Source organism: Neisseria sp. 27098_8_112 (genome assembly GCF_041433235.1).
Taxonomy (GTDB): Bacteria; Pseudomonadota; Gammaproteobacteria; order Burkholderiales; family Neisseriaceae; genus Neisseria.
On sequence record NZ_JAPWBB010000010.1, the window covers coordinates 93873 to 111139 of the forward strand.

Sequence of the window (17267 nt, forward strand, 5' to 3'; positions counted from 1 at the left end):
AACATTTGAAAAGGAAACACTCATGCAATTGAATGCCAAATTCAAAGCCCTCCTCGCCTCTGCCGCCATCGCCGTTGGCCTGACTGCTTGCGGAGGCAGCTCCGGCGATGCCCAATCTTCACAAAGCAGCGGCGCGGCGACCGTTGCCTCCATCAAAGAAAAAGGCGTCATCCGTATCGGTGTATTCGGCGACAAGCCTCCGTTCGGCTATGTTGACGCCAACGGCAAAAACCAAGGCTTTGACGTTGAAATCGCCAAAGACCTGGCCAAAGACCTGCTCGGCAGCCCCGACAAAGTCGAATTCGTCCTGACCGAGGCCGCAAACCGCGTCGAATACGTCCGTTCCGGCAAAGTCGACCTCATCCTCGCCAACTTCACCAAAACACCCGAACGCGCCGAAGCCGTCGATTTCGCCGATCCTTACATGAAAGTGGCCTTGGGCGTAGTTTCCCCCAAAGACAAACCGATTACCGACGTTGCGCAATTGAAAGACCAAACCCTTCTGGTCAACAAAGGCACCACCGCCGACGCCTTCTTCACCAAAAGCCATCCTGAAGTCAAACTGCTGAAATTCGACCAAAATACCGAAACCTTCGACGCACTGAAAGACGGTCGCGGCGTAGCACTCGCCCACGACAACGCCCTGTTGTGGGCATGGGCAAAAGAAAACCCGAATTTTGAAGTCGCCATCGGCAACCTCGGCCCTGCCGAATTCATCGCCCCAGCTGTTCAAAAAGGCAACACCGACCTCCTGAACTGGGTCAACGGCGAAATCGCCGCTATGAAAAAAGACGGCCGTCTGAAAGCCGCCTATGAAAAAACCCTCTTGCCCGTGTATGGCGAGAAAGTCAAACCGGAAGAATTGTTGGCGGAATAAACCGACTATTTTCTCGGCAAAAAGTCACTTGGCCGTATTTCAGCCATCCGATTTGTGATTGATTAAAACAAATATCATACCTAACAACAGGCCGTCTGAACGTATTATCGATATCTTCAGACGGCCCATTGTTTAAAAACGAATAACATGATAACCTTTTAATAATGGATGAAATAATTCGTCCGATATTTCCACAAAGCAAAAAGGACTCTATCTTATGAACCGTCGTCAATTTATCGGCAGCGCTGCTGCTGTTTCCCTCACCGCCGCCGCTTCTTTCGCCCGTGCTCACGACCATACAGGCCATGCACACCATGCTGGTCACTCGCATTCTGCACCGCGCGCCTACGAAGCTGCGCGCAAAGCGGCCGCACATTGCGTTGAAGCCGGTCAAATCTGTCTGGCACACTGCATCGCCCTGTTGAGCGAAGGCGATACCTCCATGAAAGACTGCGCAGCCGGCGCTAACCAAATGTTGGCACTGTGCGGCACATTGCAAAACCTCGCTGCCCAAAATTCACGCCTGACCCCGTCTTTGGCAAAAGTGTGCATCGAAGCCTGCAAACAATGTTCCGCCGCCTGCAAAGAACACGCCGGCCACCACGCCGAGTGCAAAGCCTGCTACGAATCTTGCTTGGCTTGCATTAAAGAATGCGAAAAAATTGCTGCTTAATCAATATTAAAAAAGGCCGTCTGAATTTCAGACGGCCTTTTATTTTGCTATTTTGTTTACGCTATTCGGCTGCAAGCTCTTGCTCATCGAGCAGATTTTTCCGAACAATCGCAGGATTGCCCGCAGCCACGCAATAAGGCGGCACATCTTTAGTAACCACCGAACCTGCGCCGATTACCGCGCCCTTACCGATGGTAACGCCGCCCATGATAATCGCACGTCTACCAATCCAGACATCGTCTTCAATCACAATCGGGCGAATGTCCGTATAGCCTTCAAAGCGGCGGGTTTCAGGGTTGAATTTGTGGTTGGTCGAATAAAACAGGCATTCCGGCCCCATCATCACGTTCTTGCCGAGGGTCAGGCCGCGGCAGATTTCGCAATTGACGCCGATACCCGAATTGTCGCCAATTACCGTATCCGGAAAAACATATCCGCCTTTTTCAATATTGACGTTTTTGCCGATGTTAGGGGAAATGCACGCAGCCAAAGCAGCACGGAATTTTTGCGCAATTCTGCCGAATGGTTTGCAATAAGACGGAGGCAACATTCCTCCCCAAACACGCAAAATGCACGTCAATATCCTTTTCCACATTAATTCCGTCTCCTGTTCGTACAAGCGTAAATATTATTCAGACTATTATTCTTCTTAAAGTTTCACATCAGAGGAGGTTTTACATCCCCTTTTCAGTTAGATTACAATCTGACCGCATAATATTTGGTTTGAGAGTCTATTCTAAACTGTTCTCGTCTGTTGCGAAACTGCCCGCTACGCAAAATATCCGCTTGACGAAACAGCCAAAAATAGCGAAAATCCTACGCTTAACTGAAGTACAGGCAAAACCCCTGTGCCCGCTTAATCGAAAGGAAATCAAATGAAACAAGGTATTCACCCGAACTACCACGAAATCAACGTTACCTGCTCTTGCGGCAACAAATTCGTGACCAAATCCGCAATGGAAAAAGACAGCTTCAACGTTGAGGTTTGCTCTCTGTGCCACCCTTTCTACACCGGTACTCAAAAAATCGTCGACACTACCGGTCGTGTGGACAAATTCAACAACAAATTCGGCAACCTGTTCAAACGCTAATTGCCGCTTTGTCAAAAAGACTGCTTCGTGCAGTCTTTTTTGCATTCAGGCCGTCTGAAACCTTTCTTTTAGACGGCCTGAGCTTTTGGGCATCAACCGAATGCCATATCATTCCAAACACCCGATAAAAACGAGCCGTAAGCATTATTTTACAAAGCCCTCCGGTCCGGCATATCGCGCAAACCCGTCAAACCCTGTACCATTGCTATTCAAACCAACCGTTTTTTGACCTTCCATGCTGACTTACACACCGCCCGATCCGCGCCGCCCCCAAAAAACCCATGAAAAACCATGGCTACTGCTGCTGATGGCTTTTGCCTGGCTGTGGCCGGGCGTGTTCTCGCATGACTTGTGGAACCCTGCCGAACCCTCCCTCTTTACCGCCTCCGAATCCATGAAAAACGGCGGCAGCCTGCTGGTTGCACAAATCTTCGGCCAACCCGACTTTACTATCTCCCCTGCTTTTTTGTGGGCGGCAACCGCATTCCAAACCCTGTTTTCGCCTTGGGCAGCCGATGCCTATGATGCCGCGCGTTTTGCCGGCGTGGTATTCACCGCCATCGGACTGACCGCCTGCGGTTTTGCCGGTTTCAATTTTCTCGGCAGACACCATGGCCGCAGCGTTGTCTTAATCCTTATAGGCAGCATCGGTTTACTGCCCATCGCCCACTTTCTCAATCCCATGTCGGCCGCCTTTGCCGCGTTTGGATTGATTCTGTGCGGCTTTTCACTGGCACGCCGCCGCGTCATTATTGCCATTTTGCTGTTGTGCGGCGGCTGGGTTTTACTCTCCCTTTCCTCAGGCTATCTGCTGGCCGTGGCCATGATTTTTTTGGCACTTGCCCTGTCGTTCCATTCCACTTGGCAGAGCAAACGCTATCTGCTGACCCTGATTGGTGCCATCGTCGTTTCCCTGCCCCTGCTGATTCTGTATCCGCTGGTTTTATCAAAAACCAATCCTGAATGGTTTGATATTTGGTTCAACCATTATTCCTTAGGCGTATTCGGCGGTTTCCATCAGATTCAGACGGCCTTCAACCTGCCCTATTATCTGAAAAACCTGCTGTGGTTTGCCCTGCCTGCTTGGCCGCTGGCAGCATGGACGCTCAGCCGCACGCGTATCCACGATAAAAACTGGGGCATTCTGAGTCTGTCGTGGCTGATTATCATGATAGCCCTACTCGCCATCAATCCGCAACGCCTGCAAGACAACCTCGTTTGGCTGTTGCCGCCGCTCGCCCTGCTCGGCGCGGCACAACTGGACGGCCTGCGTCGCGGCGCAGCGGCATTTATCAACTGGTTCGGCATCATGGCATTCGGTTTGATTGCCGTCTTCCTGTGGCTGGGCTTCTTCGCCATGAACTACGGCTGGCCTGCCAAACTGGCCGAACGCGCCGCCTATTTCAGCCCGTATTACATCCCCGACATCGACCCGATTCCGATGGCCGTCGCCCTGCTGTTTACCCCGTTATGGCTCTGGGCGATTACGCGTAAAAACATCCGCGGCCGCCAAGCCGTGACCAACTGGGCAGCCGGCGTTACCTTGGCCTGGGCCTTGCTAATGACCCTGTTTTTACCGTGGCTCAACGCCGCCAAAAGCCATGCGCCGGTTGTACACCAAATGGAAGCCGCGCTTTCTGCCGAATTGAAACAGAAACTTTCAGACGGCCTCGAATGTATCAGCATCGACGGCCAAGACCAGCGCACACGAATCGCATGGACACAATACAGCCATATTAAAACCACAACCGACAACCCATCCTGCCGCTACCGCCTCATCCGCCAAGCCGCCAACATCGGCGCACCTTCAGGCTGGCAAACCTTGTGGCAAGGCGCAAGACCGCGCAACAAAGCCGAGACTTTCCTATTGCTGGAAAAAACTGCGGCGCAGTAAGCCACACCAGCCTCAAAACTGAATATCCTCAATCCAACAAAGGCCGTCTGAAAGAACTTTTATCCTTTCAGACGGCCTTTGACTCACTTTAACACCGCTTCCCGTACAATGGCTCTTTTCCCTTATCTGCCAAAAATATGAAACCCAACCGCCTTTTGCCCCTCGTCCTCTTATTGACCGCCCTCTCCGCCCATGCCAAAGACTTCATCATCTACGACCGCATGGACTACGTCGGCAAACCCGACCTGACTGCAGACAAACTCTCCAAAGTGTTCTTGGTTTACGAAAGCGAGCTGGTCAAACCCGATCCGACGGGCAAACGCAAACATGGCGTACTCAACGAAGCGCGTATCCGCGAATTGGCCAAACAATCGCGCCGCGAAGGCTACCGCACCATTTCCACCGACATCGAAAGCTGGTTTGCTGAAAAAGACGGCCAGCTGCTGACCCCCGACGAATTGAGAACCGACTTCGCGCGGATGTACCAAATCTTTAGAGAAGAAAACCCGCGCGCCTTCATCAGTAACTACGGCATGCCTTCCGAACACCTGCACGGCATCCGCCACTACCGCCCCAACGTTGACAACGAAGCCATCTTGGCCAAATGGCGGCAAGTCAGCAAACGCCGTGCGCCCACCGCCGCTATCAGCGACTATGCCAATCCTGTGTTCTACATCACTTCCCCCGATTTGGTGCAATGGGAAAAAGACGTAAAAACCGCCGTTGACGACATCCATCAACGCTTTCCCAACAAAAAAATCATCGGCTACATCTGGCCGCAATATTATTCGGCCACCAACAGTCCTTATTTCAAACAGTTCATCGACCCCGTTCGTTGGCGCAAAATGCTCGAAATCAGTAAGAAATACACAGACGGCGTGATTATTTGGTCGGACAAACGCGATGAAAACAACCAAATCGTGCGCTGGAACGATCCGCGCATCCAAGCCACGATGAAAGCGACTCAAGCCTTCATCCATGCCAATGCCAAAGAAATCAAAGTAGAAGGTTTGCAGAAATATTAAAAACAAGGCGGGCATGTTTGCCCGCCTCTTTATATACCTACACAGCTGTCTGTATGTTTGACACAACACGCGACAAAACGACCGTAGCACCAATGCTTCTGCATTCTTTCACACGTTTTTACCCGTTATTCTTAAGCACAGGCCGTCTGAAAATTGCCCGAATATCCAATACCCTTTACAATACCCGTAATTAAAATACATTTTTCGACACCCCTCTCCTGCATGAGTTCCACACCCTTCATCGAAATGAAAGACGTTGCCTTCGCATATGGCGACCGTCCTATTCTGAACAACATCAACTTCAGCATTCCACAAGGCAATTTCGCCGCCGTAATGGGTGGTTCGGGCAGCGGTAAAACCACGCTGATGCGCCTGATTACGGGTCAAATCCACCCACAATCGGGAAAAGTGCTGATTGAAGGGCGCGATTTGGTCGCATTTTCGGCGCAGGAGCTGTACGAACACCGCCGCCGCATGGGCGTTTTGTTCCAACACGGCGCATTGTTCACCGACTTATCCGTCTTCGACAACATCGCCTTCCCTATGCGCGAGCTGACGGATTTGCCCGAAGCGGTCATCCGCGATTTGGTGGTGTTGAAACTGAATGCAGTCGGTTTGCGCGGTGTTGAAAACCTGATGCCTTCCGAGCTTTCCGGCGGTATGTCGCGTCGTGTCGCCCTCGCGCGTACGATTGCGCTCGACCCTGAAATCATGTTGTACGACGAGCCTTTTACCGGCCTCGACCCGATTTCGCTGGGCGTCATCGCCCACCTCATCAGCCGCGCCAACAAAGCCCTGCGCTCCACCAGCGTCATGGTAACGCATGATATTGAAAAATCATTGGAAATTGTCGATCAAGTCATTTTCCTGGCACACGGCGAAATCATGTTCTCCGGCTCACCCGAAGAAATGCGTGAACTCGACTCGCCTTGGGTGCGCCAGTTTGTCGGCGGCTTGGCAGACGGTCCTGTCGCATACCGCTATCCGGCGCAAACGACTTTAAAACAAGACTTGCTGGGCTGATGTTCAGACGGCCTGAAGCTTAAACAAGGCCGTCTGAAAACCATTTAACCAATCAACTGAAACCTATGAATTTTATCCGTTCCGTCGGGGCAAAAACCCTCGGCTTCATCCAATCGCTGGGCAGCATTACGCTGTTTTTCCTGCATATCCTGGCCAAATCAGGCACGGCATTTACCCGCCCGCGCCTGAGCATCCGCCAGGTTTACTTTGCAGGCGTGTTGTCTGTCCTGATTGTTGCTGTGTCCGGCCTGTTTGTCGGCATGGTGTTGGGCTTGCAGGGCTATACGCAGCTGGCAAAATTCAAATCCGCCGATATTCTGGGCTATATGGTTGCCGCTTCCCTGTTGCGTGAATTGGGTCCCGTATTGGCGGCTATTCTGTTTGCCAGCAGCGCGGGCGGTGCCATGACCAGCGAAATCGGCTTGATGAAAACCACCGAGCAGCTTGAAGCAATGAACGTGATGGCGGTCGACCCTGTGGCACGCGTGGTTGCACCGCGCTTTTGGGCGGGTGTGTTTTCCATGCCTTTGCTGGCGTCGATTTTCAACGTTGCCGGTATTTACGGCGCGTATTTGGTCGGCGTCGAATGGCTGGGTTTGGACGGCGGTATTTTCTGGTCGCAAATGCAAAACAACATTACCTTCCATTACGACGTCCTCAACGGCTTAATCAAATCCGCCGCTTTCGGCGTAGCCGTTACGCTGATCGCCGTACATCAGGGTTTCCACTGCGTACCGACCTCCGAAGGTATTTTGCGCGCCAGTACACGCACCGTAGTGTCTTCCGCCCTGACCATCCTCGCCGTCGACTTTATGTTGACCGCGTGGATGTTTACCGACTAAAGGCCGTCTGAAACGACACTTAAAAAGAATGAAACAAGGACAATAGCACATGAAAAAAAATGCTTTGGAATTTTGGGTAGGACTGTTTGTCTTACTGGGCGCGGCCGCTATCGGCTTCCTCGCCTTCCGCGCCGCCGGCGGACAATCGTTCGGCAAATCCTCTCAAACCTACACCGTCTATGCCGATTTCAGCGACATCGGCGGCTTGAAAACCAACGCTCCGGTCAAATCCGCAGGCGTACTGGTGGGCCGCGTTGCCTCCATTCAGCTCGACCCTAAATCCTATCAGGCAAAAGTCGCCCTCAATCTGGACAGCCAATATCAGTTCAGCAGCGACGTTTCCGCACAAATCCTGACTTCAGGCCTGTTGGGCGAACAATACATCGGCCTGCAACAAGGTGGCGATACCGATTCTTTGGCGGCAGGCGACACCATTACTGTCACCAGCTCCGCCATGGTTTTGGAAAACCTTATCGGCAAATTCATGACCAGCTTTGCCGAGAAAAACGCAGATGGTGAATCTGCCGGTCAAAACAAACAATAAACACATATCCACTCAATATTCAGGACACTCCCATGAAAAAAACTTCCTTCATCAGCGCATTGAGCATCGGCGTATTGAGCATCAGCATGGCATTTGCCTCTCCTGCCGACGCAGTCAACCAAGTCCGTGAAAACTCCGTTCAAGTGCTGAAAATCCTCAACAGCGGCGATGCCAACACTGCACGCCAAAAAGCTGAAGCCTACGCCATCCCTTACTTCGACTTCCAACGCATGACCGCTTTGGCCGTCGGCAATCCATGGCGTACTACAACTGACGCACAAAAACAAGCGTTGACCAAAGAGTTCCAAACCCTGCTGATCCGCACCTACTCCGGCACCATGCTGAAATTCAAAAACGCCAAGGTCAACATCAAAGACAACCCGGTCGTCAACAAAGGCGGTAAAGAAATCATTGTCCGCGCCGAAATCAACGTTTCCGGCCAAAAACCGGTCAACATGGACTTCACCACCTACCAAAGCGGCAGCAGATACCGCGCATACAATGTCGCAGTCGAAGGCGCAAGCTTGGTTACCGTATACCGCAACCAATTCGGCGAAACCATCAAAGCCAAAGGCATCGACGGCCTGATTGCTGACTTGAAAGCCAAAAACGGCGGTAAATAATCCACCCACGCACCATGCCGCCTAATGTTCAGACGGCATGGTGCCTTACATCATAAAGACACCATGCAAACAGAAATCCGCAACGGCACGCTCTACATCAGCGGCGACGTTACCGTCAAAACCCTGACTGCCTCCGCCTTTGCGCGCTACGAACAACAATGCCGTCTGAAAGAAACAGACAGCATAGACTTCAGCCAAGTAGGCAAAGCAGATTCAGCCTGCGTTTCTCTGCTGCTCAACGCTCTGCGCCGGACAGATAAAAAACCGACCATTCAAAATATTCCCGATTCCGTCCGCGCACTGGCCGAACTTTACGAAATCAAAGACTGGTTGCAATCATGAAAAAAACCACCGCTTCCCTCTGCCTCATCATCAGCCTTGCCTCCGCTCCCGCACTTGCCGAACGCAATCCGGCTGACCCTTACGAAGGCTACAACCGTACCGTTTCCAAGTTCAACGACAAAGCAGACAAATACGTCCTTTCCCCTGTCGCACGCGGTTATCGTAAAGTAACGCCCAAACCGGTGCGTACCGGCGTGAGCAACTTCTTCAACAACCTGCGCGATGTCGTCAGCTTCGGCAGCAACATGCTGCGCCTTGACGTTAAACGCGCCAGCGAAGACCTCGTCCGCGTCGGCATCAACACCACCTTCGGCCTGGGCGGTTTAATCGACGTAGCCGGTGCAGGCGGCGTACCCAGCAATAAAAACACCCTCGGCGACACCTTCGCCTCATGGGGTTGGAAAAACAGCAACTACTTCGTCGTCCCCCTGCTCGGCCCGTCTACCGTACGCGATACCGTCGGCAACGCCGTTACCACCGTCTATCCGGTTAAAAACGCCGTCTTCCACACCAGCGCAGGACGCTGGGGCACAATCGGCCTGCAAGCCATCAACACCCGTAAAGAACTGCTCGACCTGACCGACAGCCTCGAAGGAGCAGCCATCGACAAATACAGCTACACACGCGACCTTTACATGAAAGTCCGCACCCAACAAACCGGCGGCACGCTCCCTCAAAGCGAAGACGACAATATCGACATCGATGACTTGGTGGACAGCAATGCTACTTCCGAACCGGTAGCACCCCAATCCGCTCCAGCAGAAATCCCCGATACAGCCAACCCTCAAACCCTGTATCAAACACCATCAGAAAACCCCTGATTGTTCCCAAAAATAAAGGCCGTCTGAAATTCAGACGGCCTTTATCCCCCAAAAGATAGCCAGTCCACCACCTTTGCTATATCATTCAACTATACAGAAACCAAGGAAAACATCATGTACGAAGTCAACCGCAGCGTCTTCCTGCTTATCCCCCTTGATCCTTTTTGGAACTGGCTGAAATCCCTGCCCGGCAATCACCTTGATGGCCTGACACTTGAAGATATCCAAGCCGATGCCAATTCCTACCTCGTTCGCCCGTGCGAGACTGCCGACGAAGTATGGGACGAAATCGAAGCGCGTTTTGAAGATATTTTTGCTGCCGAATTGGCTGACTGGTGCGAAGACGAAAGCGAATGGCCGGATTTGAATGCTGACATTTTCAACGAATGGTTCGACATCCAACTCTCCACCGTAATTACCGACCTCGAACACGAACCAATCGCACGCGAAGAGTTCCAACCCATCAATCTTAACTGATGAAACTGACCGTCCGCAACTACCACCTCGACGGCTACGGCCACGTCAACAATGCGCGCTATCTCGAATTTCTCGAAGAAGCGCGCTGGACGTTTTTTCAAGAGCATGACCTTCTGTCCGAACTCAAAGGCATCATGCTCGTTGTTGCACGCGTTGATATCCGCTATCGCCGCCCGTCGCTTGAAGGCGATGTTTTAACCTTTACAGGCCGTCTGAAAGACATCGGCACACGCCACATCATCCTCAGTCAAACCGCGACCCTGCCCAACGGCAAAGCCGCCATCGAAGCCGAAGTTACCCTTATGCCCGTCAGCAGCGAAAGCGGTCGCAGCATCAGCGTTCCCCAAACCTTAGCACACGCCATTCAAAACCTTACATCATGAAAAAAATACTCACACTCCTTGTCGTTGCCACGATTGGCGCGCTTCTTGCCTTTGTCCTTATCCCCAGCAACAAAACTGCCCCTGATTTCGCCCTGCCCGACCTGCAAGGCAAAACCATTACCAACGCCGATTTGAAAGACAAAGTTACCCTCATTAACTTCTGGTTTCCCTCCTGCCCCGGCTGCGTGAGCGAGATGCCTAAAATCATCAAAACCGCCCAAGATTATCAAGGCAAAAACTTCCAAGTCCTCGGCATTGCCCAACCCATCGACCCCATTGAAAGCGTCCATCAGTACGTCAAAGAATACGGCCTTCCTTTCACCGTCATGTACGATGCCGACAAAACTGCCGCAAAAGCCTTTGGCACACAGGTTTACCCAACTTCCGTCCTGATTGACAAAAACGGTAACATCCTCAAAACCTACGTTGGCGAACCCAATTTCACCCAACTCTACCAAGAAATCGACCAAGCCCTCGCCCAATAAATCCAAGGCCGTCTGAAACCATATTTCAGACGGCCTAAAACCGAAATATCCTTTATAATAAGCAACATTTTATCCGTTCAGACACCAAGCTCCTCTATTAACAAAGGCCGTCTGAAACAACCGAATACCCATAAGAGAACATCATGAAATTTATCGACGAAGCAAAAATCGAAGTCGCCGCAGGCAAAGGCGGTAATGGCGCAACCAGTTTCCGCCGCGAAAAATTCGTACCGCGCGGCGGCCCTGACGGCGGCGACGGTGGCAAAGGCGGCAGCGTTTGGGCAGAAGCTGACGAAAACACCAACACCCTCGTCGAATACCGCTTCGTCAAACGCTACCAAGCCAAAAACGGCGAAAAAGGTCACGGCTCCGACCGCTACGGCGCAGGTGCGGACGACATCGTCCTCAAAATGCCCGTCGGCACCCTCATCCGCGACCTTGACACCGACGAAATCGTCGCCGACCTCACCCACCACGGCCAGCGCGTCTGCCTTGCCAAAGGCGGCAAAGGAGGTTTGGGCAACATCCACTTCAAATCTTCCGTCAACCGCGCGCCCAAACAATCCACGCCCGGCGAAGAAGGCGAAACCCGGTCCCTACAACTCGAACTCAAAGTCCTCGCCGATGTCGGCTTGTTAGGCATGCCCAATGCCGGTAAATCCACCCTGATTACCGCCGTATCCGCCGCGCGCCCCAAAATCGCCAACTATCCCTTCACCACCCTGCATCCGAACTTAGGCGTCGTGCGCATCGACGAAAACCACAGCTTCGTCATGGCAGACATCCCCGGCCTGATTGAAGGCGCGGCTGAAGGCGCAGGCTTGGGACACCGCTTCCTCAAACACTTATCACGTACCGGCCTGCTGCTGCACGTCGTCGATTTGGCGCCCTTCGACGAAACCGTCAACCCCGCCGAAGAAGCCCTCGCCATCATCAACGAATTGCGCAAATACGACGAAGAACTCTACGGCAAACCGCGCTGGCTGGTGCTGAACAAACTCGACATGCTCGACGAAGAAGAAGCCCAAACGCGCACTGCCGCCTTCCTCGAAGCCATCGGCTGGAACTATCCGAAACCAGACGACCGCTTCCAATTCGACATGGAAACCCCGCGCCTCTTCCAAATCAGCGCCCTGACCCACCAAGGCACGCAGGAATTGGTACACCAAATCAACCAATACCTGACTGAGAAAAAACGCATCGAAGCCGAAAAAGCCGAAGCGGAGCAGGCAGCGGCAAATGTTGAGATTGCCGAGCAGCAACCTAAAACGGATACCGGCGTATTTAAGCCGGAGTAAAAAATTTCAGACGGCCTTTTTAATATAATATAGGGCTGTCCGAATACAGGAATAAAAAGCAAGGAAGAGCATGATTTCTGATAAACAACGTACCGAGTTGGCGAAAAAGCAAGCCATGCTTAAAATTTTGTATCAGGCATGGCTGGCAGAAAAACGGAAATACGCCGTAATCACGGTAGTCGATAATGAAGGCAACCTTATCGAATACCATCCTTCCGGTAATCAAAGAACAGTAGGCCATGTCAAACAACCGGCCTAAAGCGATTTTTTACTGTGGTGCCAACGGTTCGGGCAAATCTACCCTGCGCCAATTCAATCAAGACCGTGTCTCGTTAGTGATTGATTCTGACCATATCGCAGCGGAAATTAACCCTGAAATGCCTCGCTTAGCCGATATGGAAGCGGGAAAAACTGCATTGCGCTTATTCCGTCAAGCGTTGGATAATCGAATTTCTTTTTCCATGGAATCGACCTTATCCGGCAAATCCGCCCTTACCCGCATTCAAACGGCCCGCAATGCCGGATTCTACGTCATACTCAACTATATCGGTCTTGCGACGCCCGAATTAAATATCCGCCGTATGCAGGAGCGCGTCGCAAGCGGCGGACACTGGATAGATCCTGAGTTAATCCTCAAACGCTACCATGTGAGCCTGCAAAACCTTCATACCGCATTACCGTTTGCCGATGAAAGTTTTATTTTTGATAACTCATCGGTTTATCCACAGCTGCAAATATGGATAAATCAATATCAATATTTAAAAAACAAACATTTAGCCGATTGGGTAAATCCAATCGAGCAAACCATACTTTCAAATGGATTAATTTTTGATTCTTTTTTAGCTTATGAATAAAGAATTTGCCTGCACAAAAAATCCAAAATAATTTCCCTCTGTTTACACAAAATTTGAAAATTCCATGACCACCATCTACAACACCCTTACCCGTCAAAAAGAACCCTTCTCCCCCATCGACCCTAAAAACGTGCGTATGTACGTTTGCGGCATGACCGTTTACGACTACTGCCACTTAGGCCATGCCCGCGTGATGGTTGTATTCGACATGATTGCCCGCTGGCTGCGCGAGTGCGGTTATCCGCTCACTTATGTGCGTAACATTACCGACATCGACGACAAAATCATCGCCCGCGCGGCTGAAAACGGCGAAACCATCGGCGAACTGACCGCGCGTTTCATTCAGGCTATGCACGAAGATGCCGATGCACTGGGCGTGTTGCGTCCAGATATTGAGCCGAAGGCGACGGAAAACATTCCGCAAATGATTGCCATGATTGAAACCCTGATTCAAAACGGCAAGGCATATCCTGCCGCAAACGGCGACGTTTACTACGCTGTGCGCGAGTTTTCCGCTTACGGCCAATTATCGGGTAAATCGTTGGATGACTTGCGTGCAGGCGAGCGTGTAGAAGTGGACGGTTTCAAACGCGATCCGCTTGATTTTGTGTTGTGGAAATCCGCCAAAGCAGGCGAACCTGCATGGGAAAGCCCGTGGGGCAACGGCCGTCCGGGTTGGCACATCGAATGCTCCGCCATGAGTGAAAACCTGTTCGGCGATACTTTCGACATCCACGGCGGCGGCGCGGATTTGCAGTTCCCGCACCATGAAAACGAAATTGCCCAAAGCGTCGGCGCGACGGGGCATACCTGCGGCCATGACCACGCGCAAACTCACCACGGCCAAAGCATCGCCAGCCACGTCAAATACTGGCTGCACAACGGCTTCATCCGTGTGGACGGCGAAAAAATGTCCAAATCGTTGGGTAACTTCTTCACCATCCGCGAAGTGTTGAAACAATACGACCCTGAAGTCGTACGTTTCTTCATCCTGCGCGCCCACTACCGCAGCCCATTGAACTACTCCGACGCGCATTTGGACGACGCAAAAGGTGCGCTGACCCGTCTGTACACCACGTTGAAAAACACACCAGCGGCTGAGTTTGACTTATCTGAAAACGCCAACGACTACACCCGCCGTTTCTACGCCGCCATGAACGACGATTTCGGTACGGTCGAAGCGGTTGCCGTGTTGTTTGAGCTGGCAGGCGAAGTGAACAAAACCAATGATGCGCACCTCGCCGGCTGCCTGAAAGCTTTGGGCGGCATCATCGGCCTGCTGCAACGCGACCCGATTGAATTCCTGCAAGGCGGTACTGTTTCAGACGGCCTATCCAACGAGGAAATCGACGATTTGATCGCCCGCCGCAAACAGGCGCGCGCGGACAAAAACTGGGCGGAATCCGACCGTATCCGCGACCTTCTGAACGAACACAAAATCATTCTGGAAGACAATGCCGGCGGTACAACTTGGCGTCGCGGTTGATTTCATGGCATAGATAAAAGGCCGTCTGAAACTGTGCTTGAATTTCGGCTGTTGGGAAAAAAGGAATTTTGCAAAGGTCTCAGGTTTTCAGACAACCTTCATGTGTAAAGCAGATAAAAAACGCACCCGAAGGTGCGTTTTTCTAATAGATGTTACAAATTAAGCAACAGCAATATCTGAATCAATCCAGAGTTCGTTAGAACCGGTGTGGTAAACATGATAAGTATTGCCTTCATAATTAACTTGTGAGCTTGCAACTTTACTAATCTCACTTAAATCCACTTTATCACCTTCATTACCATCAACAATTAACACGTTGTTGTGAGATTTACCACTGTCATCAACCGTTGCTTTAGCACTGTGGTTTCTCTCAACATCATCTTTGTGGATCATAACTGTGTTGTTTAACGTACCTTTAATATCAATCTTCTCAAAGTTAGAGATCGATAAAATCTTGGTCATAATTGCTTCGCCATCTCGGTTCACAAACTCAAGTGTATCGAAATCATCACCACCATCAATAGATATTCCTTTGTAAATAGAGTCATGCTGAATAGTACCTGATGTTCTTACAATATCATCGCCTGAACCCATATCTACTCTTGCATTGTATACTCCATAGGAGAACGGTTCACCTGTATCACGCGCTTCAAGAATATCATTACCCGCGCCCATATTAATAGTGCCGCCAATTTGATCAAAGCTTGCATAGTCATTACCGCTACTGCCCATACCGTTACTATCTATAGTATTAGATGATACCCAAGATTCATCAGGAACTTTAGTATCTTCACCCGCTTGGGCCCTTACTGATACGCTCTGGTTGCCAGCAAGATCTCTCGACGTAGCTATCACATAAGAACCATCTTTTACTTGGTCTTGTGGAATGGTTGTGCTGTTCTGACCTGCTTCAATCTCTGGTACTATTGAATAATAGCTTGAAGACCAGCTGCCATCTGCCTTTTTGATTAAAGTTATGTCGGTAGAAATATTAGAATTCTCTGGGTTTAAAAATATACCAGTGCGGTTAGGGATTACCGATATTGAAACATAATCGTCTACTTTTGCATCATCTGGTACTTTCACGGTTACAGATCCATCCGTAGTCGATGGAATGACTTCCGGTGCGCTTGGTGCTGTAGTATCAGTGTTTTTACCTATTAGATCGAGAGCTGGATAACTGATTATACCCGAAGTATCAAAGGCATTCGCAGCTAATTGTGACCCCCCTTGTATTTTATCTGATGAAATTATTGCTTTTCCAGTCGCTGGCTCTACCGTAATATCTGGATTGTCAGAAGTCCAATTACCGTTCTCATCTTTCGTTAACATTGTAGTTTTTCGTGTACCTGATTTATCCCAATATCTTACAGCCATAGATTTAAGATTTGTAACTGCAGGAGGGGTAATTTCCACAAAACCATCTTTTTTTACGGTTATTGTTGGAGAGGCAATTTCGCTAGCAAGATTAGTATATCCTGGTGCAGAGAAATTCTCTGCATGATCCTCTGCATGAGCATATACAGTACCGAATCCTTTAAGTTTATTAGCTGGAACGATAGTATTATCATTGCCGGCATCAATATGCGGCACATTCTCTGGTTTATCTGAAATCCAACTACCATCCTGTTGTTTAGTCAAAGTAGCTAAAATTTCATCATTATCATCAGGATAAAGTGAACCGAAGGTCCAAAAAGACTCATATTGATAAATACCTCGTTTAATTACAACAAAATCTCCAACGTCGGCATCTTTTGGCATTGTTACTCTTGCAGAACGATCTTGTAATCCAACTACTTCCGGCATGCTTGGCCCATAAGTATCCGGAACGTTAACCGCATTTTCCGTTGCGACTTCACCTGTGTTACCTTGATTATCTGTTGCCGAGGCTTTCACTAGAGAGCCATCTTTCACTTGATGTGCCAGAAGTGTTATTTTACCAGTCTCTGAATTGAGCCAGATATCATCATTTGGATTAGATGATACCCAACCCTCATCAGCATCTTTAGTAATCGTTACAGTTTGCGGATTTCCCTCTTCATCAATGTAGTGCACTTCAACTGATTTAGTATCTTCATCTGCTGGAGGATTAATATAAACAAAACCATTCATTTTCGCTTCAATAGTTGGTTTACCAGGCGCAGTTGTGTCAGGATTATTACCCGCATTCGCTGTACCTTCTTCACCTACATTACCTGCAGTGTCAGTCGCTTTCGCAGTCACCGGAGAGCCATCTTGTACTTTATCCGCTGGAATCGTTGCTTTGCCGCTAACAGGATCTACTGCGACATCCGGGTTGTTTGAAGTCCAAGTGCCATCTGCACCTTTTGTTAAGGTTGCAGTTTTCGGTGTATCCGCTTCATCGGTGTAGCTCACTTCTACAGACTTGGTATCCGCATCTGCAGGAGGTGTCACTTCCACTGAACCGTTGTCTTTCGCTTCAACAGTCGGTTTAGCCGGTGCAGTCGTGTCAGGATTATTACCCGCATTCGCTGTACCTTCTTCACCTGCATTACCTGCGTTGTCAGT

The 17267-nt window shown here is 50.4% G+C and carries 20 protein-coding genes; 18 read left to right on the forward strand and 2 right to left on the reverse strand.

The window, feature by feature from the left end:
* Window positions 1-22: 22 nt before the first annotated feature.
* A complete protein-coding gene (locus O3682_RS08010; protein WP_315611280.1) occupies window positions 23-877 on the forward strand; it encodes an amino acid ABC transporter substrate-binding protein in 855 nt (284 codons plus the stop codon).
* Between the two features lie 217 nt (window positions 878-1094).
* Window positions 1095-1550 carry a four-helix bundle copper-binding protein gene (locus tag O3682_RS08015; RefSeq protein WP_371509480.1) on the forward strand — a complete coding sequence of 152 codons (456 nt, stop codon included), beginning with the start codon at window positions 1095-1097 and terminating at the stop codon, window positions 1548-1550.
* Between the two features lie 61 nt (window positions 1551-1611).
* Here O3682_RS08015 and O3682_RS08020 read toward each other — a convergent pair whose 3' ends face one another.
* Window positions 1612-2145 carry an acyltransferase gene (locus O3682_RS08020; RefSeq protein WP_371509482.1) on the reverse strand — a complete coding sequence of 178 codons (534 nt, stop codon included), beginning with the start codon at window positions 2143-2145 and terminating at the stop codon, window positions 1612-1614.
* A gap of 280 nt (window positions 2146-2425) precedes the next feature.
* Between O3682_RS08020 and rpmE the strand changes: the two genes are divergently transcribed.
* From rpmE to cysS, 16 genes are all read left to right on the forward strand, one after another.
* Window positions 2426-2641 carry a 50S ribosomal protein L31 gene (gene rpmE / locus O3682_RS08025; protein WP_003681847.1) on the forward strand — a complete coding sequence of 72 codons (216 nt, stop codon included), beginning with the start codon at window positions 2426-2428 and terminating at the stop codon, window positions 2639-2641.
* 235 nt (window positions 2642-2876) lie between these two features.
* Entirely contained in the window at window positions 2877-4535 is a 1659-nt protein-coding gene (locus O3682_RS08030; RefSeq protein WP_371509484.1) for an ArnT family glycosyltransferase, read from the forward strand.
* Between the two features lie 137 nt (window positions 4536-4672).
* Window positions 4673-5560 (forward strand): hypothetical protein, encoded by an 888-nt coding sequence (locus O3682_RS08035; protein ID WP_223168973.1) that lies wholly within the window; start codon window positions 4673-4675, stop codon window positions 5558-5560.
* 222 nt (window positions 5561-5782) lie between these two features.
* A complete protein-coding gene (locus O3682_RS08040; protein ID WP_371509486.1) occupies window positions 5783-6583 on the forward strand; it encodes an ABC transporter ATP-binding protein in 801 nt (266 codons plus the stop codon).
* Between the two features lie 65 nt (window positions 6584-6648).
* The gene (gene mlaE / locus O3682_RS08045) at window positions 6649-7425 is read left to right on the forward strand and encodes a lipid asymmetry maintenance ABC transporter permease subunit MlaE (RefSeq protein WP_070823640.1); all 777 of its coding nucleotides are present in this window, start codon (window positions 6649-6651) and stop codon (window positions 7423-7425) included.
* Between the two features lie 49 nt (window positions 7426-7474).
* Window positions 7475-7969 carry an outer membrane lipid asymmetry maintenance protein MlaD gene (gene mlaD, locus O3682_RS08050; protein ID WP_003748012.1) on the forward strand — a complete coding sequence of 165 codons (495 nt, stop codon included), beginning with the start codon at window positions 7475-7477 and terminating at the stop codon, window positions 7967-7969.
* 32 nt (window positions 7970-8001) lie between these two features.
* Window positions 8002-8592, forward strand: a complete 591-nt coding sequence (locus O3682_RS08055) for an MlaC/ttg2D family ABC transporter substrate-binding protein (protein WP_371509488.1) — start codon at window positions 8002-8004, stop codon at window positions 8590-8592.
* Between the two features lie 63 nt (window positions 8593-8655).
* The gene (locus tag O3682_RS08060) at window positions 8656-8934 is read left to right on the forward strand and encodes an STAS domain-containing protein (protein ID WP_036493932.1); all 279 of its coding nucleotides are present in this window, start codon (window positions 8656-8658) and stop codon (window positions 8932-8934) included.
* On the forward strand, window positions 8931-9755 hold the full coding sequence (locus O3682_RS08065; RefSeq protein WP_371509490.1) for an MlaA family lipoprotein: 825 nt from the start codon (window positions 8931-8933) through the stop codon (window positions 9753-9755). The genes O3682_RS08060 and O3682_RS08065 overlap by 4 nt, the downstream gene beginning before the upstream one ends.
* 114 nt (window positions 9756-9869) lie before the next feature.
* Complete coding sequence (locus O3682_RS08070) at window positions 9870-10232, forward strand: VacJ (protein ID WP_070734927.1); 363 nt, start codon at window positions 9870-9872, stop codon at window positions 10230-10232.
* Window positions 10232-10615, forward strand: a complete 384-nt coding sequence (locus tag O3682_RS08075; RefSeq protein ID WP_003748005.1) for an acyl-CoA thioesterase — start codon at window positions 10232-10234, stop codon at window positions 10613-10615. Before O3682_RS08070 ends, O3682_RS08075 begins: the two co-directional genes overlap by 1 nt.
* Window positions 10612-11100, forward strand: a complete 489-nt coding sequence (locus O3682_RS08080; protein WP_371509493.1) for a peroxiredoxin family protein — start codon at window positions 10612-10614, stop codon at window positions 11098-11100. The genes O3682_RS08075 and O3682_RS08080 overlap by 4 nt, the downstream gene beginning before the upstream one ends.
* A 143-nt stretch (window positions 11101-11243) precedes the next feature.
* The gene (gene obgE, locus O3682_RS08085; protein ID WP_371509494.1) at window positions 11244-12398 is read left to right on the forward strand and encodes a GTPase ObgE; all 1155 of its coding nucleotides are present in this window, start codon (window positions 11244-11246) and stop codon (window positions 12396-12398) included.
* Window positions 12399-12468: 70 nt separating this feature from the next.
* Window positions 12469-12657: a hypothetical protein gene (locus O3682_RS08090; protein ID WP_070452636.1), complete on the forward strand. Its 189-nt coding sequence runs from the start codon at window positions 12469-12471 to the stop codon at window positions 12655-12657.
* Window positions 12638-13252 (forward strand): ATPase, encoded by a 615-nt coding sequence (locus O3682_RS08095; protein WP_314552985.1) that lies wholly within the window; start codon window positions 12638-12640, stop codon window positions 13250-13252. The genes O3682_RS08090 and O3682_RS08095 overlap by 20 nt, the downstream gene beginning before the upstream one ends.
* Window positions 13253-13316: 64 nt before the next feature.
* Entirely contained in the window at window positions 13317-14738 is a 1422-nt protein-coding gene (gene cysS, locus O3682_RS08100) for a cysteine--tRNA ligase (protein ID WP_371509496.1), read from the forward strand.
* A gap of 159 nt (window positions 14739-14897) precedes the next feature.
* On the opposite strand, the gene O3682_RS08105 is transcribed toward cysS, so the two are convergent.
* Window positions 14898-17267, reverse strand: a 2370-nt coding sequence (locus tag O3682_RS08105; RefSeq protein WP_371509498.1) for a hypothetical protein, incomplete at its 5' end; no start/stop codon positions are given.